Raw genomic sequence first — 21,944 nt, forward strand, 5'->3', positions numbered from 1 at the left:
CCCTTAGACGAGGAGAGTCACCGTGGTCCCGAACCCTTCGTCCGTCACCACCGTCTTCCGCGACGTCCGCCCCTGGGGCGGTCCGCGGACCGACCTGATCGCGGTGGACGGAGTGCTGGTCGCGGACGGCTCGGTCGCGGCGGGCACGGTCGTGGAGTACGTGGACGGGGCCGGCCGTCTCGCGCTGCCGACCCTGGTCGACGCGCATCTCCACCCCGACAAGACGACCTGGGGCGAGCCCTGGCACAGCCGGCGGCCGGCCCGTGGCATCGCCGCGTACGTCGAGGGGGACGTGGAGCTGTACCGCGCCCAGCGCACCCCGCTCGCGGAGCGGGCGCACCGGCTGATGGCGCACGCGGCGGCCCAGGGCACCCGGGCGATGCGCGCCCATGTGGACGTGGCGCCCGCGTACGGCCTGGAAGGCGTCGAGGGCGTCGCCGCCGCGCGGGAGCGGCTGCGCGGTGTCGTGGACGTCGAGGTGGTCGCCTTCCCGCAGCATGGCGTCGGGCGTACCCCGGGCGTGGCCGAGCTGCTGGAGGAGGCCGCGGCGGGCGGGCTCGTCTCGCACATCGGCGGGATCGACCCGGCGGGCTTCGACCTGGAGGGTGCGGGGCGCGACGGCGGCCAGCTCGACACGGTCTTCGGCATCGCGGAACGGCACGGCCTGGGGCTCGACATCCACCTCCACGACCGGGGTGAGGGCGGGCTCGCGCCGCTGCGCGACATCGCGGCCCGGACCAAGGCGCTCGGGCTGCGGGGCAAGGTCAACGTGGGGCACGCGTTCGCGGTGGCCGAGCTGTCCGGGGCCGAGCTGGACGAGATCGCGGAGGTGCTGCCGGACGCCGGGGTCTCGCTGACGACGGTCGCGCTGTCGGTGAACACCGTGCTCCCGTTCCGCCGCCTCGCCGAGCGCGGGGTCCGGGTGGGCCTGGGTTCGGACGGCGTTCGGGACAGCTGGAGCCCGTTCGGGAACGCGGACATGCTGCACCGGGCGTGGCTGGCGGGCTGGGCGCTCGACGTCCGGCTCGACGAGGAGCTGGAGGCCTGTTTCCGGCTGGCCTCGGACGGCGGCGCGGACCTGCTCGGCCTGCCGCACGCCGACCTCCGTCCGGGCTCCCCCGCCGACTTCATGCTGGTGGAGGGCGAGTGCGTGGCCCAGGTCGTGGTCGACCAGCCGCGTCGCGAGCTCGTGGTCCGGGCGGGCCGGGTGGTGGCGAGGGACGGCCGACTGGTCTGAGGCCCGGCGGCCTGCGGAACTGGATCAAGCGCCAGGGCGTCCCCTCCCCCGAAGGGGGATCAGGTGGAGGAGACAAAGAAGAGGCGCGGGCTGCTCACGGCGGTCCTCGTGGGCGTCGCCGGCGGCCTGCTGCTGGTCCATGAGTGGTTGCCCGGGCTGCCCGGCCATCCGATGAGCCTGGTGGAAACGTTCCTGCCGTGGCTCGGGCTCGCCGTGCCCGTCGGGCTCGTCGTGGCCGCCGTGCGCCGCTCGCTCGTCCCGGCCCTCGTCTGCCTGCTCGTCGGCGCCGTCTGGGTGGGCGTGTTCCGGGTTCCCCTGGGAACCTCCGAGGCCTCCCGGACGTACGACCTGACGGTCGTGCAGCACAACGTGAGCGACGAGAACACCAGCCCGTCCCGCGTCGCCCGGATCCTTCTCGGTCCTGACCCCGACGTCATCGCGCTCCAGGAGCTGACACCGGAGAGCCTGCCCGCCTACCGGCTCGTCCTCGACCCCACCCATCCCCACCGGGCGACCGTGGGGACCGTCGGCCTTTGGTCGAAGCACCCGCTGACGGACATCGCGCGCGTGGACCTCAAACCAGCGGCCGTGGGAGCCGGCTGGGACCGGGGCCTGCGCGCCGTCGTCCGCTCCCCGCACGGCGACGTGACGACCTACGTGGCGCATCTCCCGTCCGTCCGGCTGCGGGCGAGCCAGGGGTACGCGACGGGGTGGCGCGACGAGAGCGCGGCCCGGCTCGGGCGGGCCCTCGCGGCCGACCGGTCAGCGGCGGTCCTCGTCCTCGGCGACCTCAACGGCACCGTCGACGACCGGGGCCTCGCGCCCGTGCTGTCGGAGGTGCGCGGCAACCGCGACGACTTCGCCTTCTCCTGGCCCGCGGGCCTGCCACTGGCCCGCATCGACCACGTCCTGGGACGCGGCGCCGCCGAGGTCGGCGCAACCTGGACGCTCCCCGACACAGGCAGCGACCATCTCCCGGTGGCGGCCCGCATACGGCGCTGACGGCCCCGGCACGGGCCCACGAGGCCCGGCCCGTCATCCGGTCGGTCGCCCAGGGTTGGCCGCCGCGCCCCGAGGTGACGAGGCTGGTCGAGTGGCGTGGCATCCATACGGCTCCACCCCGCTCCGTACCCGTTCCCATCCCCCACCCCGCTCCGCCAGACCCCACCCCCGAGGAGACGGCCGATGCCCGACGCTCCGTACCGCTACGACGATCTCAGCGCCCTCTACATCAACTGCACGCTCAAGCGCTCCCCCGAGGTCAGCAACACCGAGGGGCTGATCGACCGCAGCCGGTCCGTGATGGAGCGGCAGGGCGTGACGACCTCGCTCATTCGGGCCGTCGACCACGACATCGCGACCGGGGTGTGGCCCGACATGACCGAGCACGGCTGGGAGACGGACGCCTGGCCCGGTCTTTACGAGCAGGTCATGCGGGCCGACATCCTCGTGCTGTGCGGCCCGATCTGGCTCGGCGACAACAGCTCCGTGATGAAGCGGGTCATCGAGCGGCTCTATGGCTGCTCCAGTCTGCTCAACAGCGAGGGCCAGTACGCTTACTACGGCCGGGTGGGTGGTTGTCTGATCACCGGCAACGAGGACGGCGTGAAGCACTGCGCGATGAACGTGCTCTACAGCCTCCAGCACCTGGGGTACGTGATCCCGCCGCAGGCGGACGCGGGCTGGATCGGCGAGGCCGGGCCGGGGCCGTCGTATCTGGACCCGGGCTCGGGCGGACCGGAGAACGACTTCACCAACCGGAACACCTCGTTCATGGCCTGGAACCTGATGCATCTGGCCGCCCTGCTCAAGCAAGCCGGCGGGATCCCGGCCCACGGCAACCAGCGCGCGGCCTGGGACGCGGGCTGCCACGAGGACTTCCCGAACCCCGAACACCGCTGACGGACCCATCCGCGGACGTCCACTCAGGAGTCCGCGCACGGGGCCGTTTTGGATTGTCGGACGATCATCCCTACGATCCGGCCCATGATCACGAGAAAACGGCTGTCGACCGGGGCCTGCGCGCTGCTCGCCGTCCTGGCCGTCGGGCTGTTCCCGAGCGGTGCCTCCGCCGACGAACCGGCGGCGAAGGAATCCCCCAAGGTCGAGCTGGTACTCGACGTCAGCGGCTCGATGCGGGCCACCGACATCGACGGCAAGTCCCGGATGGCCGCCGCCAAGCAGGCCTTCAACGAGGTGCTCGACGCGGTGCCCGAGGAGGTGGAGCTCGGCATACGCACCCTCGGCGCCGACTACGCCGGCGACGACCGCAAGAAGGGCTGCAAGGACACCCGGCAGCTCTACCCGGTCGGCCCGCTCGACCGCACCGAGGCCAAGACCGCCGTCGCCACCCTCGCCCCCACCGGCTGGACCCCGATCGGGCCCGCCCTGCTCGGCGCGGCGGAGGACCTCAAGGGCGATGCCAACGCCACCCGCCGGATCGTGCTCATCACGGACGGCGAGGACACCTGCGCGCCGCTGGACCCCTGCGAGGTGGCGCGTGACATCGCCGCCCGCGGCATCCACCTCACCATCGACACTCTGGGCCTGGTGCCGAACGCCAAGATCCGCCAGCAGCTCACCTGCATCGCGGAGGCGACCGGCGGCACGTACACCTCGATCCGGCACACCGAGGAACTTTCCAAGCGGGTCCGACAGTTGGTCGACCGGGCGGCCGACCCGGTCGTCACCCCAGTGGCCACCCAGGGCGCCGAGCGCTGCGCGGACGCCCCGGTGCTCAAGCCGGGTCTGTACACCGACCGCGAGACCTTCGGTCAGCACCGCTGGTACCGGGTGGACGTGCTGCCCGGTCAGGAGCTGCGCGCCGCGGTGAGCGTGTCCGCCGACCGCGCCGTCAACAACGACTACGGCGTGCTGCTGCGGGCCGTGACCCTGCGCGGCCGGGAGATCGTCCGCGGCTCGGAGGCGGGCGACGGACGGACCGACGTCATCTCGACCGGTCTGCGCTACCCGAAGCAGCCCGTGGACGGCATCGACGCGGACAAGCCCGCGGCGGAGACCGTCTGCCTCCAGATCAGCAACTCCTTCTCCGCTCCCCCGTCGGTGAAGACGACCCCCGGCATGCCGATCGAGCTGGCCCTCGACATCGTCGACGCGCCCGCCGAAGCCTCCGACGTGGCCGCGTTCGGCCTCGGCCGCGGCTGGTGGCTGCTCGGGGCGCTCGTCCTGGCCGGTTTCGTGGGCGGACTGCTGTGGGGCTGGGTGTCCCGCTGGCGCGTCGCCGTCTGGAGGACCAACTGATGCGTACCGTACGCGCGCTGACCACCGCCCTTCTCGCGGGCGCCGCACTCCTCGGCCCGGTCGCCGTGCCCGCCGTCGCGGACTCGGCCACCCCGACCCCGAGCGGCAGCGCGAGCGCCGACGCGAAGGCCGGCCCGACCGAGGCCGGCACCACCTTCCGTACCGCCGCCTTCTTCCGGCAGGGCCAGCAGGCCACCGCGGAGGCGTCCACGGGTGACTACCTGTACTGGGTGTTCCCCGCCGACACCGGGCAGCGGCCGACGGTGACGGCCTCGGTCACCCTGCCCGAGTCCATCGCCCGGCACGGCGCCTCCACCTGGCGGATCGACGTCTACGACGGGCTGCGGCGCCGCCAGCCGTGCATGTACGGGATGCAGTCCCGGGTCGCGGCGAAGGAGGCTCCGACCGTGGAGCTCGCCTGCACCCTGCGGCCGGTCCGCCCGTGGGCCGACACCTGGGACGAGGACCCGCTGCCCGGCAGCTACTACATCCGCCTCACCGTGACGGGGCTTCCCGAGGAGGACCTCGGGCAGCCGTTCACGGCCCGCGTCGGCGCCGTCTCGGCCGAGAAGGGCGGAGCGTACGCGGGCGGCGGCTCACTCGCCGCGCCGCTGGTGCCGGGTGCCACGACGGAGGACGCGGCCGTGGCCGGCGGTCCTTCGGCGGTCGAGGCCCGGGCGCCCGAGGACGGCTGGTCCTCGGGCTGGTGGTCCGACCGCTGGATCTGGACGGCGGTCGGCGGCGTCCTCGCCGCCCTTGCCGGCGTCGCGGGCTACTCCCTGACCCGCGGCTCCGGCCGCCCGTCCCGGGTACCGCCCACGGCCTGACGCCCACCGTCGCACGACACCGAGCGGTCACGGGTCCCCACCGGGGGCCCGTGGCCGCTCGTGCTGTGACGGGAGTGGTTCGCCGTACTGCTCCCCTTGTTGGCAGTGACTCAGGCGGTCAGTCCAGAGCGAGCAGGGACAGCGGGGAGATCGGGGTGTCGGTCAGCGCGGCGTGCAGGGCCAGCAGGACGCCGGCGGAGCCCGTGGCCAGGTCGGCGGAGAACCGCAGCATCTGGGCGCCGGGGATCAGGAGGCTGCCCGCGTCGTGGACAGCGTGCCAGGCCAGCCGGGCGGCCTGGGCGGTGACCTCGGTGCGTGGTGCGCCGAGCGCGGCGAGCCCGGCGGCCAGTCCGGCCCGCCCCTGCAGCAGACCTGGTTCACGGACGAACAGGCTCGTGCAGGCCAGGCGTGTTCCGGCGACGAAGGCGGTGATCTCGGGGTCGTCCTCGCCAGCCGCCGCGAGGTACGCCTGGGCGACCATCGCGATGCCGGCGCTGCCCATGCCCAAGTAGACGAGGTAGCGGTCACCCGACCGCCGCACCTGGACGGTTCCGTCCGGTCGGGTCACGCATCGCGCCATGTCGTGGGCGAGGGCGACGCGGGCGGCGCGGAGCCACTGCGTGTCGCCCGTGGCCCGGTGGAGCGCCAGATGCAGGAGCGCCGGCCCGCTCGCGCCGACGAGCAGACCGGCCTCGTCCGGCGGGTCCACCGGCTCGTCGGCCAGGCGCTCACCGATGCGAAGCGCCGCGGTGACATTGCCCAGCTTGAGCTGGACGATCCCGACCCCGGCCGCTCCGGTGGCCAGTCCCCGCGCCGAAGGCGGCGGTTCGGCAGCGCGGTCGGCCAGTTCGCGGGCTTCCTCGCGGCGACCGAGGTCCGCGAGCACGGAGGCGGTGCCGTGCAGTCCGTGGAACAGCCCTCCGCCGGCGCTCGCGTCGGCGCGCCGTGCCGCTGCGAGCAACCACTCGGTGTACGTCTCCGGGACCGGTTCGCCGACGCGGTGGAGGGCGCCGAGCACACCGGCCGCCCCGTGCGCCAGCGTGTGCCCGCCGTAGGCGAACACCTCGGGGGCGCCCGGGAACAGCCGGTCGGTGCGTTCGGGGCTCGCGGCGGAGTGCACGCCGGCCGTCAGGGCCCGACGCAGGGCCGGCCAGTCCGGGCGGGCGGCGCTGCCGTCCAGCCAGCCCGCGTCATGGTCGGGGATGCCGAACAAGGCTCGTACGACGTTCTCGTCGGCGTCGGGTACGGGCGCCGACTCCTCGGCGGGGGACGGGAACCGGTCGATGGCCAGTCGCGCCATGGTGGTGGCTTTGCCGGGGTGGCGGTCCCGCAGCTCGGTCATCGGCAGCAGCATCCAGAGCCGCAGCATGTCCAGTGCGTGCAGGTCGGCCTCGGCGCCGGTGAGGTGGGCGGGCGGGGTGAGCCCGGCCGCGCCGGGGCGTGGGGCGTCCGGTCGGTCGAGGGGCGCGGCATACTCGAAGTCGATCAGGGCGGCCGAGCCGTCCGGGCGGATGATGACGTTGCCCGGGTGCAGGTCCCCGAATGCCATGCCGTGGGCGTGTACGGCGGTGAGAGCCCCGCGGATGCTCCCCACCACACCGTCTACCCAGGCGACGTACTCGGCCAGATCCTGTCGGGTGTGTCCGACATGGACCAGCGGGGTGCGGGCGATGACCGCGTGCAACAGCGTCTCGCCCTCGACGTACTCTTCCGCCAGGTAGAGATGTCCCCAGGTCTCGTGCAGTCCGAACACCTGAGGGACGCACGGCAGTTCGGCGAGGCGGCGCAGTGTGGCGTACTCCCTGCGAAGCCGCTCCTGTGCGTCCGCGCCGTAGGGGTCCAGCCCGCTGTGCGGCCGGGCCTCGCGCAGAACGAGGCGGTCGCCGGTGCGCATGTCGTCGGCCAGGTAGACGCCACCCGCATTGGTGAAGTGCAGAGCGTCGCGCACCACATAGGGCGGGCCGGACTCCGTGTCGTTCTCGCGGGCGGCCATGTGCGGCACGAGCACGTCGGGAAGGGGCGCCCAGGTCGGGACGCGGAACACCGGCCGTCGCTCGTCGGGTTCGAATGCTCCGGACGGCCCCCGCAGCACGGGAGCCGGCACGCCGTCCGGCCCGGGACGGTACCGAGGACGGAAAGCGCCGTAGCGGACGTGCACCGGGCTGTCGCCGATACGCAGGTCGCTGAGGATGTACGGACCGCGCCTGCCCTTCAGCGCGGTGGACAACTCCTCGACCAGTTTGCCGAACTGTGCCTCGTCCGCAGGGTAGACGGTGAGGAACTTGCCGCTGCTGGGCCGCGGAGTGTGCGTCGCGGACATGATGCGTACCATGTCCGCGCTCCGCAGGAATTTGAACGGCGCCCCGGCGGCGAAACAGATGCCGGAGGCGACGGCCAACGTGCTGGGAGCCTCCGCCGGGAGGGCGGCGACATGAATCTTCCACCCCTGCTCGGGTGGTCGATGATCGACGGGGGTGAGCACGGTCCAGATGCCTTGAGCCGAGCGGACCCATCCGCCGGGAGCTTCGGGGAGCGTGAAGCGCGTGTCCTGATCGGCCAACCGGTCGGGAGCCTCGTAATAGCGTCGGTCCGCAAGACAGTAGAGCTGACTGGTCTGAAGGTCGGGCACGCGCTGCTCTTTCCCGGTGATGCGCCCCGCCTTCGAAGGGAAGGCGGGGCGATTCAAGACTTCCCGTAGGCCCCCGGCATGCGCGCCGCGGGCCTAGAGTCTGTGATCGGTCACTGCTCGGCGGCTGTGATGACGACGCTGAGCAGGCTGAAGCAACTGCCGGCCTCGAGGGGCTCCGCCCCGGATCGCCCCTGCCGCTCGAGAATCCGATCCAGGGACTGGTTGATGGATTCCTCCGCCAACTGCCTCACCTTCTCGTACTCGGGGCCTTCGAGGATCTTCGAAACGGTCGATGCGTTACCCATGGCGTTTTCTCCTGTGTGGGGGGAGAGACCTGCTGGATCCGGCCGCGTTCGTTGCGCCAGCCATCATTCAGGTCCACATGGGCAGCTATGCCCCGAAACGCTGGTGCGGTCTCAGATGGGCCGCCATTCGAGGGTGGACCGTAACTGTTCGGGGTAATGGCCGCGGAGGCATTTCCGCAGGGCGAAGGGCATCCCATGGGCCCCGTCCTGGGCCCGTAGCCTGGGCTCCATGCCCGAGCCGACCACCGCCGCCTCCGCCGCCACCACGACCGACACCAACACCGCCACCGTCCTGCCGAACGACGCCTCGCTGCGGGTCTATGCCGCCACCGACCCCGAGCGGCTCTACGACTTGGCCGTCGAGCCGGCGCGCGGGGCGCCCACCTGGTATGCCCCGGACGTCCTGAAGCTGGTCGAGTTCCTGACCGGCGGGCACTCCCAGGCCGCCACGGACTGCGCGGTACGGATCGGGGAGCACGCGGCGCGGCTCGGCGAGGCGGCCGGGGCCGCCGCCCTCATGGCGCATGTGGCGCACGAGTTGGTGCGGCGGCCGAGTTCTGCGGCGCTCCGCCCGCACTTCGAGCGGCCGCCGGTGGCGGGCGATCCCACCACGGAGTTCCGCGCCTGCCTGCTCCATGAGATGGCCCTGCGCTGGGGTCTGCGCGAGGAACCGTACGTGACGTTCCAGGCGGGGCTGCGCGAGCTCGGGCATCCGCTCTCCTGGCTGCCACTCGCCTCCTTCTACTTCGAGAACGCCATGCGGCAACGGTCCTGGACGAAGGGCACCATGCTCAGCTCCCTGCGTCCGGAGCAGCTGTACGCCGCCTACCCTGCGATACCCCCGACGGACGCCGGGGCCGAGGCCGGGCGGGCTGCCCGGCGGGAGACGGACGAGCGACGGGCCGAGACCGCCGTCGCGCCCTTGGCCGAACTGGGGCGCTGCGCGGCAGAGTTCTTCACGCTGCCGGAGCCGGTGGATCCCGTCGACTTCAACTCCGCGCTGCTGACCTCCCTCGGCTCGCCCTGCCTGACCGGGTTCACGCCGGACACCCTGGCGGTGGCCCACACCACGGCGGACGACGTGGCCGGCGATCTGTTCGTCCCGGCGTTCGACGGCGGCATGTGGGGCGACGGCAGGCCGCGGGCGTACTCCAGGCTGGTGACCTGGCGTGCCATGTACGCCCTGATGGACCTGGACCTGTCGGTGGAGCTCGGTGACGCGGTACGGGCCGCCGCCGATCACCGCTGGCTGCGCCTCGCACCGGGGCGGAGCGACTTCTTCTTCGGCGACCTGTCGGACCTGGCGTTCGCCGTCCTCGACCCGACGCGCACGCGGGTCGCGGTCGTCGCGGCCACCGACACGGACTGACGGGCTACGGCCGGTGGTTCAGTGGCCGGCCGGGCGCACCAGGCCGGTGTCGTAGGCGTAGACGGCGGCCTGGGTGCGGTCGCGCAGGCCCAGCTTGACCAGGATGCGGCTCACGTGGGTCTTCACGGTCTGCTCGGCGACGACGAGCCGGGCGGCTATCTCGGCGTTGGAAAGACCGTTCGCGATCAGGGCGAGCACCTCGGTCTCCCGCTCGGTCAGATCGCCGATCCGGTCCTTGAGCGGGACTCTGGGTGCGGCGGTGACCCGGGAGAACTCGGCGATGAGGCGCTTGGTGATGTGGGGCGCGAGCAGGGCGTCCCCGCTCGCCACCACCCGTACCGCGTGGGCGAGTTCCTCGGCGGAGGCGTCCTTCAGGAGGAAGCCGGAGGCTCCGGCGCGCAGCGCGTCGTAGACGTACTCGTCGAGGTCGAAGGTGGTCAGGACGAGCACTTTGACCGTGGAGTCGGCGGGTTCGGTGAGGAGGCGGGTGGCTTCGATGCCGCTGGTCCCAGGCATGCGGATGTCCATGAGGACCACGTCGGGGGCGAGTTGGGCGGCCCGGGCCACCGCGTCGGCGCCGTCGACGGCCTGGCCGACGACCTCGATGCCGGGTTCGGCGTTCAGCAGCACGGTGAAGCCCTGACGGACCATCATCTGGTCGTCGGCGATGAGCACCCGGATCGTTCCGCTCGTCATGTGCCGTCCTTCTGTGTGGTGTTACGGGAAGTGGGGAGCGCAGAGGCCGGGCTCGGGACGGGGAGGGTGGCGGTCACCTCGTAGCCGCCCTCGGGAGTGGGGCCCGTGGCCAGTTCGCCGCCGAGCATCGCGGTGCGTTCGCGCATGCCGAGCAGGCCGTGCCCGGGGCCGGCGGAGAGCGGGGCGGCGGCCTGATCGACGGGGCGGGCCGGCGGGGTGTTCGCGACGCGGAGGGTGAGGCCGCCGGGCTGGTGGCGGACCTCCACGCGCACACGGGCGCCGGGGGCGTGCCGCATCGCGTTGCTGAGCGCCTCCTGAACGATGCGGTACGCGGAGAGTTCGATGCCGGGCGCCATGGGCCGGGGCTCGCCGGTGGTCGTGGCGTCGACGGTGACCCCGGCGGCGCGGACGTTGTCGAGGAGTTCGCCGAGGCGGTCCAGGGTGGGCTGGGGCGCGTCCGCGCCGCGTTCGGCGGCGGGGTCCTCGGCGCGCAGGACGCCGAGGACGCGGCGGAGTTCGGTGAGCGCCTCGACCGCGTTCTGACGGATGCCGGCGAGGTGCTCGCGCAGCTCGTCGGAGGGGTTCTCGACGAGGTGCGGGGCGACCTGGGCCTGGATGGAGATGACGGACATGTGGTGGGCGACGACGTCGTGCAGTTCGCGGGCGATCCGTCCGCGCTCCTCCAGGAGGGTGCGCCGGGAGCGCTCCTCGGCGGTGAGGACCTGCTGGGCGCTGAGCCGGGTCCGGGCGACGCGGCTGCTGCGCAGCGCGACGCCGACGACCACGGCGGTCGTGAAGGCGATCGTCCCGCCCGTCAAGGAGCCCTCGGCCGACGCGAGGAGGAGGTTCAGCGCGCCGGACAGGACAGTGACCGCCAGCGCGAAACCGGCGGCCGGCGCCGAGACCCGCAGGGCCAGCAGGAACAGGAGCAGGGCATGAAGGGCGATCCCGAACCCGCTCCAGGGCCAGAGAGGCGCGTCGGCGACATGCTGGGTACTCAGCCCGATCAGGAAGAGCGCGGTCGTGGAGATCCACCAGGCTCCGGCCGGCCGGGACAGGGCGAGGACGAGCGCCAGCACCTGAACGGTGACGAGCGCACGGGCCTGCCCCGAGCCGGGACCCACCACCCGGGCGTAGACATTGATGTCACCGATGCCCACGAGCACCGCGAACAGGACGACGTGGGCATGGGGCAGCCATCCCAACCAGGTGTGGCGGGGCAGCGGGTCGCGCGCCCAGGTCCCCAGTTCGTCGCGGAACGTCCGCGGCGTCTCCCGCAGCCCGTGCCACATCCGCACGCCGTAGCTCTCCCCCACCCGCTCCCCCACGTACTCCGGCTTCTGCGTGTCAACCCTAGGCACGTCGTGCCTCCTTCGTCTCGGCGGGGCGCCGCTCGCGGCCTGCCCGGGCGGTCCCTCCGCCCTGTTCGTACGTACGGAACGCGGCGCAGCAGACCAGCAGCGCGGCGGCGAAGAGCGGGAGCCAGGCGACGCGGGCCAGGACCCAGCCGTATCCGTCGGGGACGGAGTGCAGGCCCAGGAGCGCCCCGTGGCCCAGGAGTTCGCCCGCGAGCAGTCCGGTGGCGGTGACGGCGATCATCGCGGTCTGGTGCCAGAGGAAGACGGTCATCGCGCTGAGGTTGAGCAGCGCCACCGCCGCCCAGGCGACGGGCCTGCGCAGGGCCCGCCGCAGCGGATCGAGCAGCAGCAGGGCGGCCCCGCACTGGGCGACGCCGAAGGTGACGACGGCGAGCGTGGGCGGGTTGAGGTTGGAGACCGGGGCGCCGGGGACGCCGACCATGGCGGCGGGGTAGCCGGCGAACAGGACGAGGAGGGCGGTGGTGGCGGCCCCGCCGAGCAGCAGGACCCAGCCGGTGCGGCGGTCCTTCAGCCCGTCGCGGGACCAGGCCGCGCCGAGGCAGTACGGGACGAGCCAGCCGGCGGCCACGTTGATCCAGCCGAGCCGGTCGGGCCCGTCGAGACCGAAGCGGATCAGGTCGACGTGGAGGACGACGGCGAGCGGCCAGAGCGGGTGGACGCGGGCGACGAACGGGGTCGCGGCGGTGAGCGCGGCGAAAACAAGCAGGAACCAGAGCGGGGAGAGCACGAGCTTGCCGAGGGCGTGCACGGTCTGCCAGGGCACCCCGCCGACGAGCATCGCGAGCGCGACCGCCGTCCACACCGCGAGCACGGCGGCGACGGGCCGGAAGAGGCGGCCGAGGCGGGCGCCGAGCCAGTGGCGGTAGCTCTCGTGCCGGGCACGGGAGGCGGCGTGGCCCCGGGCTGCCACGACCCCGCCGACCAGAAAGAAGACGGCCAGGGTCTGGAACACCCAGGAGACCGGGGTGAATTCGGGCAGGTGGGTGAGGGGGCTGGCGCCGCGCACCGTACCGCTGTCGGCTATCAGGGCGGTCACGAGCCAGTGGCCGAGGACGACGCCGAGGATGGCGAGGGCGCGCAGCGCGTCGAGGGCACGGTCCCGGCCGGGTGGCGTGGCGGACTCGATACGGCGGACAAGGTCACGCACGGGTGGGCTCCCTTCCCTCCACGATGCGGGCGAAGTTGGCGAGCGGTACGGAGCCGGGCACGAGGTAGTCGCTGTGCCCGCCGGCCCCGGCGTCGAAGACCCGGGCGCCGAACTCCGGGTCGACGGGGTCGGTGCCGAAGCCGAGTTCGCCGGAGGGCAGCGGAAGCCGCAGGTGCGGTACGTGAGCGATCCAGTCGGCGGCGCCCCGGCCCGCCCAGACGGTGGCCCCAGTGCGCAGATCGGCGGCGCTGTCGGCGCCGGTGCCCGGGCTGCCGTAGAGGACGAGCGCGTCGGCGGAGAGGCCGTGGGCGGCCCTGGCGCAGACGACGGAGCCGTACGAGTGGCAGAGGAGCGTGATCCGGGCGGCGGGCTTGGCCACCCGTAACTCGGCGGTGAACGCGCGCAGTTCGGGGGCGGACTCGTCGGCGCGCCCGGGGGTGACGGCGGCGGCGCTCGCGGTGGCGGGGGTGCTGTACCCGAGCCAGGCGAGGACGGTGGACCGCTCCCCCAGCTCCCGCTGGAGGGCGACGGCGCCGGACCGGAACCGCTCGCTGCCGAGCGCGGTGTCGGAGCCGGGGACCAGGACGGCGACGCGTTCGGCGCGGGCGAGGTCGCCGACGACCTCGACGCTGCGGCCGCCGTCGCGGCCGTCGAAGGAGAGGAAGTGCCGGTCCCGGCCCGCCATCGCGCGCAGGACCGCGGCCCGCTTCCGGTCGCCGTAATCGGCGGCGGTCCGCGCAGCGGCGAGCACGGCGTCCCGGTTGGCGGCGTACCGGGCGCCGAGGGTTGCCGCCGTGGCCGGGGCCAGCGGTCCCAGCGCGGGCGGCACGGGCGCGGGGACGGCGGCGGGGCGGGCGGCGCCCGCGGTCGGCACCGCCACGGAGGCGATGACGAGCGCGGTGAGCAGCGTGCGGCGCAGCCGACGGCTGCGCGGGCGGGACGCCATGGCGTGTCCTTCCGTACCGGAGTGGTTCGTCGTTCCGGTACGGAAGGTATGGATCACGCGGTGTGGTCGGCGTCCCGCCAGAGGGGACAGTCGGCGCGTAGCTCCGAAGTATGACGAGTAGGGGCTTCACCCGTCGGCGCGGCCTCGCCGGGCGGGGAATCCGTGGGTGCGGGCCGCCGCGACGACGGCGAGGACCAGGATCAGGAGCGCCAGGACGCTCCAGGCCAGGGCACCCGCGCCGAGGCGGTCGAGCAGCAGGCCGCCGACGATGCCGCCGCCCGCCATGGCCGCGTTCCAGAGGCTGACGAGCATGGTCTGGGCGGTGTCGGCGGCCTCGCCGCCGGCGTCCCCGACGGCCGTCTGCAGCAGGGTCGGCGCGCCACCCCAGCCGAGCCCCCACAGGGTCGCGGCCGCGTAGACGAGGGCCGGGCTGTCCGCCGCCACGGCGAGCACGCCCGCAGCGACGGCGAACAGGGCGGTGCCCGCGAGGGTGAGGGCCCGTACGCCCCGGTCGATGCGCAGGCCGGTGAACCAGATGCTTAGGAGCGAGGCCGCGCCGAAGACGAGGAGGACGGTGCCGGTGAAGCCGCCCATGCCCAGGTGGTCGAGGAAGGCCGCGACGTAGGTGTACAGGAGGGTGTGGGCGAGCACGAGGACGAGGGTGACCAGGAGGACCGGGGCGACGCCCGGGACGGCCAGCGTCCGCCGGATCGGCGCCCGGCCGCCCCGCGGCTGCCCGGGGAAGTCCGGGACGGTGAGGCCGATCCAGCCGGTCAGGACGGCGGCGAGCGCGGTCATGAGAAGGAACGTCACCTGCCAGCCGAGGGCGGCGCCCAGGAAGGTCCCGGCGGGCACGCCCAGGGAGAGCGCGACCGGAATGCCGGTCATGACCACGGCGATCGCCCGCCCCTGGAGGTGGACGGCCACCATCCGCCGGGCGTAGCCGGCGAGCAGGGCCCAGGCGAGCCCGGCGGCGACGCCCGCGAGAAACCGGGCGGCCATGGTGAGCGGGTAGTGGGTGGAGAGCGCGGTGACGGTGTTGGCGACGGCGAAGCCGACGACCGCCGCGAGCAGCAGCCGCTTGCGGCGCCAGGACGCCGTGGCGGCGGTCAGCGGGATGGCGGTGAGCGCCGTCCCGATGGCGTAGATGGTGACCGACTGGCCCATGGCGGGTTCGCCGACGCCGAGGTCGGCGCTCATCGCGGGGAGGACGCCGGCGGGCAGCGTCTCGGTGAGGCTGGTGACGAAGACGGCCGTGGCCAGGGCGAGGAGCGCGGGCCAGGGCAGCCGGTCGGAGGGGAGCCGGTCCTCGCGGCGGACTCCTCCCCGGTCCCGGCGACGGTTCTCTCGCCGGCCCTCGCGGCGGTCCCGACGCCGGTTCTCGCGCCGGTCCTCACTCGTGGGCGAACCGGCCTTCTGTGCGGTGTGGTTGCTCATGCCACGTATGCTGAAACCCTCACATTGATGTGAAGGTCAAAGCGAGTTGCTGTGAGGTGGGCCACATGCGCATCGGAGAACTGGCGGACCGCACCGACACCCCGCGCCGAATGCTGCGGTACTACGAGGAGCAGGGCCTCATCGTCGCCGATCGCCTGCCGAACGGCTACCGCGTCTACGACGCGTCGAACGTGGACCGGGTCCTGCAGATCCGCGGCCTGCTGGACGCGGGGCTGCCGACGCGGATCATCAAGCAGATCCTGCCCTGCCTCGACAAGCCCCGCGTCATCCACTTCCCCGACGCCACACCGGAGATGCTCGCCACGCTGGAGGGCGAGCGGGACCGGATGACCGAGCGCATCCGGTTCCTGACCCGCAACCGGGACGCGGTGGCCGAGTATCTCGACGCCGTACGGGAGAAGTTGGCGACGGGGTCGGCCGCCACGACCTGAGCCCCGTCGCTCGCCGAGACGCCGTCAGCGGGCGGCCGGGCCCGTCCAGTCGGCGGGGATGCGGGCCAGCCGGACGCGCTGGGGGTGGTCGCCGACGGCGACCGAGGCGACGGCCCGCCCGGTGGCGAAGTCGATCGCGGTCACCCGGTCCGCGCCGCTCTCCGAGACGACACAGGAGCGGCCGTCGCCGCTGACGGTGGCCCAGTACGGCTTCGCGGCCGGCACGAGCGGGCCCTCCCGGAGGCTCGTACGGTCCACGACGGTGGCGTAGTCGTCCATGGTGGCGGCGACGCAGAGCTTGGAGCCGTCGGGGCTCATGGACATGCCGTGGTGGCGCGAGTCGTTGACCCAGGTGGTGCGGTCCGGGTTGGTCGCCGGGTTCTCGGGGAGGGTCTTCAGCCGGGTGATGCGGTCGCCGGCGACGTCGTACTCCAGGAAGCCGTTGAGGAACGAGACCTGGAAGTAGAGCGTGGACTCGTCCGGCGTGAAGGCCACGGGACGGACCGCGTCGGAGAGGTCCTTGCGGCCGAAGGCGTCGAGCCGGGCGCGCATGTCGATCACCCGGACCTGCTCGAAGGTGCGGGTGTCGACCACGGTGATGCGCCGGTCGCCCTTGGTCCAGTCCCAGCCGGGGGCGTCGAGGGCGGTGGTGACCTCGCCGATGGCCATGTTCCACAGGTACCGGCCGTCGGCGGTGAAGACGTTCTCGTGGGGCTTGTCGCCGGTGGCGAAGGAGCCGACCTCCCGGCCCGTGGTGATGTCGAGGACGTGCACCCGGTTGGAGGTGGAGGCCGAGACGGCGACGCGGGTGCCGTCGGGCGAGACGGCCATGTGGTCGGAGCGGAAACCGGACACGGGGAAGCGCCAGTTGATCCCGCCGGTGCGCAGGTCGATGGAGACGACGTCGGCGAAGCTCGGCCGGGAGACCACCATCGCCGAGCCGTCGGGCGTGGCGTACATGTCGTCGACGAACTGGTCGTGGCCCTCGCCGGGACCCATCCTGACACCGAGGAAGAAGGCGAGCTTCACGGGGTTGAGCCCGATCTCCCACATCCGGGCCTCGCGGTCCGGGATGACGTTGATCCGGCCGATGCGGGAGAAGTCCCCGGTGGCCTCGATGACGTCGGCGGTGCCGTCCCAGTTGTTCCCCACGAACATCACCTGCCGGAGGCCCGCGGGCGCCTCCGACGCGGCGGGCGCGGCCGACGGGGCGGCGACGGTGACGCCGCCGCCCCCGACGGTCAGCGCGAGGGCGGCGGCGAGCGAACCGAGCAGGAGGCGGTGGGCGCCCCGCGTCCGGACAGCAGACATCGATGTTCCTTCCGGGAGACCGTGCGGCATCAACTGCCCTGTCCGTCAGGGCGACTTACCCGACAGTAAGGAGTTGCCGCGAGGCCCACAAGGGGTCGGAACGCGTCGGCCCGGATCAGCCGTTGGGGTAGGCGCGCGCGATCAGCTTCTGGCGCAGGACCGTCCACTGGGCCGTCATGTCGTGCACCAGGTAGAGATCGCGGCGGCGCGTCCAGGCCTGGCCTGACTCGGAGTCGTACGTCCCCGGAAGCTCGATCCCGCGCGGCGCGAACGCCCGCATGCCCCGGTCGCGGGTGGTCTGCACGCACCGCTTCACGTGGTCGCGGAAGCCGATGACGCCCGCCGTGCCGATGCCGCCGGGGAGGCCCTTCCTGGCCTCGGCGACCTGGGCGGCGACGCCGTCGGTGGAGAGGTAGGTGATGGTCCCGTCCGGGGCGATGACCGGCTCGATCGAGGTCACGTCCGTCATGTGGTGCTTCGACTCGAGGAAGCGGGCGATCTCCCACTGCGCGTAGACGGGCACGTTCCGGCGCTTGCGGAGCGCGGCGACGGTGTCGGCCAGCGCCTCGTTGACCGGGCCGGGCTCGTAGCGCACCTTCGACGGGTCGCCGCCGCCGGCCGGGGGCCGGTTGCCGAAGCCGTACGCGACGACGAAGTCGATCTCGCCGAGTGCGGTCGTCTCGGGGCGCCAGTCGAAGCCGACGTCGTACAGGTGCGGGACGAGGGCGCGGGCGGCGACCTTGTCGTCCAGTTCGGCGGCGAGCACCGCGAGCATGTGGTGCGGCAGCCCCTCGCCGCCCCGGCCCTCGCTCCCGCGGCGCTCGTCGGCACGGCGGTCGTCCGCACGGTCCGAGGCCTGCGCCGGAGGCGCGGCCAGGACGGCCGGGGCGGCGATGGCGGCGGTGACGGCTGCTGCGAACTCACGTCGTTGCACGGGAGGGGCCTCTCTCTGTGTCGTACCCAGGAGGATCCTGGGCACGACACGGGAAGCCATGACGAACACAACCGGAAGGGATGGCGCCGCTCTCGTGACAACTGGGCGGCAGGCGGAACGGCGGACAGGCAGAGAGACCCGATGGTCCTCAGGCGCCCGCGCCGGCCGCCTCCTCGATGAGGTCGGTCACCGGGCCGGGCTGAGAGGCCAGGGAGGCGTGGCCGGCGTCCAGTTCGACGGTCTTGCGCGGGTTCATCCGCGCGGCCATGCGGCGCTCGTTGTCCGGATGGATCATGCGGTCCTCGGTGGAGACCTGGTACCAGGTCGGCTTCGCGCGCCAGGCCGGGGCCGTGACGTTGTCGCCGAAGGTCGATCCGAGCGGCGCCTTCTGCGTCACGGCCATGACCAGCGCCTCGTCCGGCGACACGTCCTGGGCGAAGCTCTCGTGGAACTTGTCCTGCTTGATCCAGAGGTAGCCGTCGGAGTCGGGCGCGATGTTCTCGAACGCGGCGGGAGGCTTCTCCTGGGTGATCCCGCCCGGGCTCTCCCCCGCGTCCGGCGCGAACGCGGCGATGTAGACCAGTCCGGTGACGTTGGGCAGATCGCCCGCCTCGGTGATCACCGCACCGCCGTACGAGTGGCCGACGAGCACCACCGGGCCGTCGATCTGCCGCACCATCTTGCGGGTGCGTTCGGCGTCGTCGGCGAGCGAGGTCAGCGGGTTCTCCACCGCGTGCAGCGACCCGAAGCCGCGCCGGCGGAGCTCGACGATGACCTTGGCCCAGTGCGCGGCACCGCCCCAGAAGCCGTGGACCAGGACGATTGCGGGCTTGTCAGCCATGGGATCTGCCTTTCGGGGAATGCCGGGGACAGGCGGCGCCCGGCGGGGGTGGCCGAGGGCCGTCCCGTCCAGCACAGCGCAACCCCGCCGCCCCCGCACACCGAGCACCGCCCTGGTCAGGGCATCCGGCGGGCTCCCGCCACGATCGCCTCGCGGATCCGGTTGTAGGTTCCGCAGCGGCAGATGTTGCGGATCTCGTCGAGGTCGGCCTCGTCGATCTCCCGCCCGGCCTCGCGCGCCGCGCGGACCTTGGCGACGGCCGTCATGATCTGCCCGGGCTGGCAGTAGCCGCACTGGACCACGTCGAGATCCAGCCACGCCTCCTGCATGGGGTGCAGCTCCTTGCCGACGGTCGCCGGGAGGCCCTCGATCGTGGTGATCTCGTCGGTCGGGGCGATCTCCTTGACCGGAACGGAGCAGGGGTTGAACGCCTTGCCGTTGATGTGGCTGGTGCACGCCTGGCAGACGCCGAGCCCGCAGCCGTACTTGGGCCCGGTGACGCCGAGGACGTCACGGAGCACCCACAGCAGCCGGACGTCGTCCTCGACCTCGGCCGTGACGGCCTTGCCGTTGAGGATGAAGGTGTGGTGCGGCACGGTGGCTCCTGGGTCCTAGAAGGCGCGGTCGAGGCCGTCGACCGGCGAGGCGGGGATCGGCGGGGTGGCCGGCAGCGGCTCGAAGGCGAGCGGCTCGGCGTGGTTGACGGGGAAGGTCGTCGGCATGGTGCCGGTGGCCCGGCCGTACGCGCAGGCGACCGCGGCCATCGCGGCGCCGACGGCCAGCTCGCCCGCGCCGCCCGGCCGGTCCGAGGTCGGCGGCATGACGACGATCTCCAGCTCGGGCGGGGTGTTCCACTGCCGGGTGTAGAAGTAGTTGTCCCAGCTCCCCTCCTGGAAGCGGCCGTCCTCGAGGTGGAGGCCGGAGGTGAGGGCGACGGCGATGCCGTCCATGATGCCGCCCATCATCTGGGCCTCCAGGCCGCGCGGGTTGACGGCGAGGCCGACGTCGACCGCGCAGACGACCTTGGTGACGCGGGGGCCGGTGTACGCGTCGTGGATCTTCCGGCCGGTGGTCTCCGGCCGGCAGTCGATCTCGGCGAGTACGGCGACGAAGGCGTGGTACTCGGGGTGCAGCGCGATGCCCTGGGCCGTGCCGGCGGGCATCGACCGGCCCCAGTCGCCCACCTCGGCGACCTTGTCCAGGACCGCGCGGGCGCGCTCCTCCTTCAGGTGCTTGCGGCGGAACGCGTACGCGTCCTTGCCCATGCGCTTGGCGAGCTCGTCCACGACCAGCTCCTGCGCGCACCGGACGTTGGGCGAATAGATGCCGCGCATGGAGCCGGTGTTGAAGCCCTTGTCGGTCTCGCTGAGCAGCTGGGTGGTGACCCCGAAGTGGTACGGGCTCTGCTGGGTGAGCGCGAAGATCGTCTCGGAGAACGCGAGGTCACCCACGGGCAGTTGGGCGGCCGTCGAGGTGATGATCTCGCCGAGTCCGTGGCCGAAGTCGGTGGCGACGGAGGTGTGGCGCTGCTCGTACGTGAGCACCTCACCGAGCGTGTACGTGGCCCGGACCCGGGACGTCGACATGGGGTGCGTACGGCCCTGGCGGAAGTCGTCGGTCCGGTGCCACATCAGCTTCACGGGCTTGCCCATGGCCTTCGAGATCTCGGCGGCCTCGCCCGCCGCGTCGTGGAAGAGCTTGCGGCCGAACGAGCCCCCGCCCTCGGTGACATGGACCTTCACGGCGGTGATCGGGAGGCCGAGCTGGAGGGCGATCTGCTCCTGGGCGACGATCGGCGTCTTCAGGCTCGCCCAGATCTCGGCCGAGTCCGAACGGACGTCCGCGATCGCGCAGTTGGTCTCCAGGGCGCTGTTGCTGGAGAAGTGGAAGGTGAAGCGGGCGTCGACCGCCTTGGTCAGCAGGGGCAACGGCGGTACGACAAGCGGGAGTTCCGCCGCCCGCAGCTTCCGCTGGACGGTCGCGTCCGAGGCGCCTTCGGCGGTTCCGGGTCCCCAGGTGACCTTGAGGGCGCGGACGGCGTCGATGCACTGGCCGAACGTACGGCCACGGACGGCGACGCCGGTGGAGACCCGTACGACGTCGGTGATGCCCGGCATGGCGCGTACCGCGGCCAGGTTGTCGACCGAGCGCACGGTGCCGTTGATCGTCGGCGGCCGGCAGACCATCGTCGGCAGGGCGTCGGGCACCTGCACGTCCATGGCGAACTTCTTGCGGCCCGTCACGGCCTCCAGGGCGTCGATCCGCCGCTGGGAGGTGCCGATCACCTTGAACTCGGACGGCTTCTTCAGGGCGACCGACACCGCCGTGTCGCTCACCGCGGCCGCCTTCGCGGCGAGTTCGCCGTAGCCGATGCTGCGGCCGGTCGCCGAGGAGACGATCGCCCCGGCCTTGGCGGTGAGCGAGCCCAGCAGCTCGCCGAGCTCGAGCGCGGCGGCGCGCAGCAGCCGGCCCCGGGCGACGGCGGCGGCGACGCGGATGGGGGTGAAGGTGGCGATGGTGGTGTTGGAGCCACCGGTCATCTGGTTGAACAGCAGCTCCGGGCGGGCGTCCGCGAGGGTGACGCGCACCTTGTCGAGCGGCAGGTCGAGCTCCTCGGCGATCAGCATGGCGGAGGAGGTCGTGATGCCCTGGCCGACCTCGGCACGCGGCAGGGCGAAGGACACGGAGCCGTCGGCCTCGACGCGGAGGGTGATCAGGTTCGCCGTGGGCAGGGCGGCATGCGTGAGCATGTCGTTGAGATCGTAGATCTCGGAAGGCCCGGGCAGGGACGGCACCAGCGCGGGCGCGGCGGCGACCGCCGGGGTGGGGGCGAGGACCGCCTCGCCGAGCTGCGCGGCGACGGTGAGGGTCGGTGCCGCGAGGACGTACCCGAGGAATCGGCGCCGGTCGGGTCCCGACTCCGGCCGCTCCTGGTCCTGCTGCTGTCGGCCCTGCTGATGCGCGTCTTCTCGCACGGTCATCGACTGCCCTCTCCACGGACCGCCACGTCGTCGGACGGATCTCGGATGGGATTGTGGATCGATCCTGGATGGGATCTTGGATGGGATCTTGGATGGATCATCGCTCATCAGCGGGCTTCCGTATCCCGGAACGTCGCAGGATTCACAGCGGCCGCCACAAGCCCTCACGACACGGTGGGACGAACCGGGAAT

Annotated in this window: 19 protein-coding genes; 7 read left to right on the top strand and 12 right to left on the bottom strand. The window is 72.8% G+C overall.

The features are described from left to right. Window positions 1-22 precede the first annotated feature (22 nt). The 5 genes from ACWCO8_RS23260 (at window position 23) to ACWCO8_RS23280 (ending at window position 5,325) form a co-directional block, all read left to right on the top strand. Window positions 23-1,237: an amidohydrolase gene (locus tag ACWCO8_RS23260; protein WP_451033845.1), complete on the top strand. Its 1,215-nt coding sequence runs from the start codon at window positions 23-25 to the stop codon at window positions 1,235-1,237. Window positions 1,238-1,300: 63 nt separating this feature from the next. Next, window positions 1,301-2,239 carry an endonuclease/exonuclease/phosphatase family protein gene (locus tag ACWCO8_RS23265; RefSeq protein ID WP_451033846.1) on the top strand — a complete coding sequence of 313 codons (939 nt, stop codon included), beginning with the start codon at window positions 1,301-1,303 and terminating at the stop codon, window positions 2,237-2,239. 183 nt (window positions 2,240-2,422) lie between these two features. Further along, window positions 2,423-3,139 carry a flavodoxin family protein gene (locus tag ACWCO8_RS23270; RefSeq protein ID WP_451033847.1) on the top strand — a complete coding sequence of 239 codons (717 nt, stop codon included), beginning with the start codon at window positions 2,423-2,425 and terminating at the stop codon, window positions 3,137-3,139. Window positions 3,140-3,223: 84 nt separating this feature from the next. Beyond that, window positions 3,224-4,498, top strand: a complete 1,275-nt coding sequence (locus tag ACWCO8_RS23275) for a VWA domain-containing protein (protein WP_362014296.1) — start codon at window positions 3,224-3,226, stop codon at window positions 4,496-4,498. Next, complete coding sequence (locus ACWCO8_RS23280) at window positions 4,498-5,325, top strand: hypothetical protein (protein ID WP_451033848.1); 828 nt, start codon at window positions 4,498-4,500, stop codon at window positions 5,323-5,325. The genes ACWCO8_RS23275 and ACWCO8_RS23280 overlap by 1 nt, the downstream gene beginning before the upstream one ends. 118 nt (window positions 5,326-5,443) lie before the next feature. On the opposite strand, the gene lanKC is transcribed toward ACWCO8_RS23280, so the two are convergent. Further along, window positions 5,444-7,954: a class III lanthionine synthetase LanKC gene (lanKC, locus tag ACWCO8_RS23285; RefSeq protein WP_451033849.1), complete on the bottom strand. Its 2,511-nt coding sequence runs from the start codon at window positions 7,952-7,954 to the stop codon at window positions 5,444-5,446. Between the two features lie 110 nt (window positions 7,955-8,064). After that, window positions 8,065-8,259 (bottom strand): hypothetical protein, encoded by a 195-nt coding sequence (locus tag ACWCO8_RS23290; protein ID WP_362014290.1) that lies wholly within the window; start codon window positions 8,257-8,259, stop codon window positions 8,065-8,067. A gap of 229 nt (window positions 8,260-8,488) precedes the next feature. Here ACWCO8_RS23290 and ACWCO8_RS23295 point away from each other — a divergent pair, with 229 nt between their 5' ends. Continuing rightward, window positions 8,489-9,628 (top strand): DUF6183 family protein, encoded by a 1,140-nt coding sequence (locus ACWCO8_RS23295; RefSeq protein ID WP_451033850.1) that lies wholly within the window; start codon window positions 8,489-8,491, stop codon window positions 9,626-9,628. Between the two features lie 18 nt (window positions 9,629-9,646). On the opposite strand, the gene ACWCO8_RS23300 is transcribed toward ACWCO8_RS23295, so the two are convergent. The 5 genes from ACWCO8_RS23300 to ACWCO8_RS23320 form a co-directional block, all read right to left on the bottom strand. Further along, window positions 9,647-10,324 carry a response regulator gene (locus tag ACWCO8_RS23300; protein WP_451033851.1) on the bottom strand — a complete coding sequence of 226 codons (678 nt, stop codon included), beginning with the start codon at window positions 10,322-10,324 and terminating at the stop codon, window positions 9,647-9,649. Continuing rightward, complete coding sequence (locus ACWCO8_RS23305) at window positions 10,321-11,616, bottom strand: sensor histidine kinase (protein WP_451033975.1); 1,296 nt, start codon at window positions 11,614-11,616, stop codon at window positions 10,321-10,323. The genes ACWCO8_RS23300 and ACWCO8_RS23305 overlap by 4 nt, the downstream gene beginning before the upstream one ends. Window positions 11,617-11,677: 61 nt before the next feature. Beyond that, entirely contained in the window at window positions 11,678-12,850 is a 1,173-nt protein-coding gene (locus ACWCO8_RS23310; protein ID WP_451033852.1) for an acyltransferase family protein, read from the bottom strand. Then, complete coding sequence (locus ACWCO8_RS23315; protein ID WP_451033853.1) at window positions 12,843-13,796, bottom strand: alpha/beta hydrolase; 954 nt, start codon at window positions 13,794-13,796, stop codon at window positions 12,843-12,845. The genes ACWCO8_RS23310 and ACWCO8_RS23315 overlap by 8 nt, the downstream gene beginning before the upstream one ends. A 126-nt stretch (window positions 13,797-13,922) precedes the next feature. Continuing rightward, window positions 13,923-15,233, bottom strand: a complete 1,311-nt coding sequence (locus ACWCO8_RS23320; protein WP_451033854.1) for an MFS transporter — start codon at window positions 15,231-15,233, stop codon at window positions 13,923-13,925. Window positions 15,234-15,298: 65 nt separating this feature from the next. On the opposite strand from ACWCO8_RS23320, the gene ACWCO8_RS23325 reads away from it, so the two are divergent. Further along, window positions 15,299-15,685: a MerR family transcriptional regulator gene (locus tag ACWCO8_RS23325; protein ID WP_362014281.1), complete on the top strand. Its 387-nt coding sequence runs from the start codon at window positions 15,299-15,301 to the stop codon at window positions 15,683-15,685. Between the two features lie 24 nt (window positions 15,686-15,709). Here the strand turns inward: ACWCO8_RS23325 and ACWCO8_RS23330 are convergent, their stop codons facing one another. The 5 genes from ACWCO8_RS23330 to ACWCO8_RS23350 form a co-directional block, all read right to left on the bottom strand. After that, entirely contained in the window at window positions 15,710-16,996 is a 1,287-nt protein-coding gene (locus tag ACWCO8_RS23330; RefSeq protein WP_451033855.1) for a YncE family protein, read from the bottom strand. Window positions 16,997-17,111: 115 nt separating this feature from the next. Next, on the bottom strand, window positions 17,112-17,930 hold the full coding sequence (locus tag ACWCO8_RS23335) for a hypothetical protein (protein ID WP_451033856.1): 819 nt from the start codon (window positions 17,928-17,930) through the stop codon (window positions 17,112-17,114). Window positions 17,931-18,078: 148 nt separating this feature from the next. Then, on the bottom strand, window positions 18,079-18,771 hold the full coding sequence (locus ACWCO8_RS23340) for an alpha/beta hydrolase (protein ID WP_451033857.1): 693 nt from the start codon (window positions 18,769-18,771) through the stop codon (window positions 18,079-18,081). A gap of 116 nt (window positions 18,772-18,887) precedes the next feature. Next, window positions 18,888-19,367 carry a (2Fe-2S)-binding protein gene (locus ACWCO8_RS23345; protein ID WP_451033858.1) on the bottom strand — a complete coding sequence of 160 codons (480 nt, stop codon included), beginning with the start codon at window positions 19,365-19,367 and terminating at the stop codon, window positions 18,888-18,890. A 15-nt stretch (window positions 19,368-19,382) separates the two neighbouring features. Next, a complete protein-coding gene (locus ACWCO8_RS23350; protein WP_451033859.1) occupies window positions 19,383-21,752 on the bottom strand; it encodes a molybdopterin cofactor-binding domain-containing protein in 2,370 nt (789 codons plus the stop codon). Between the last annotated feature and the right edge of the window lie 192 nt (window positions 21,753-21,944).

It is taken from the genome of Streptomyces sp. NPDC001927, from assembly GCF_053594455.1.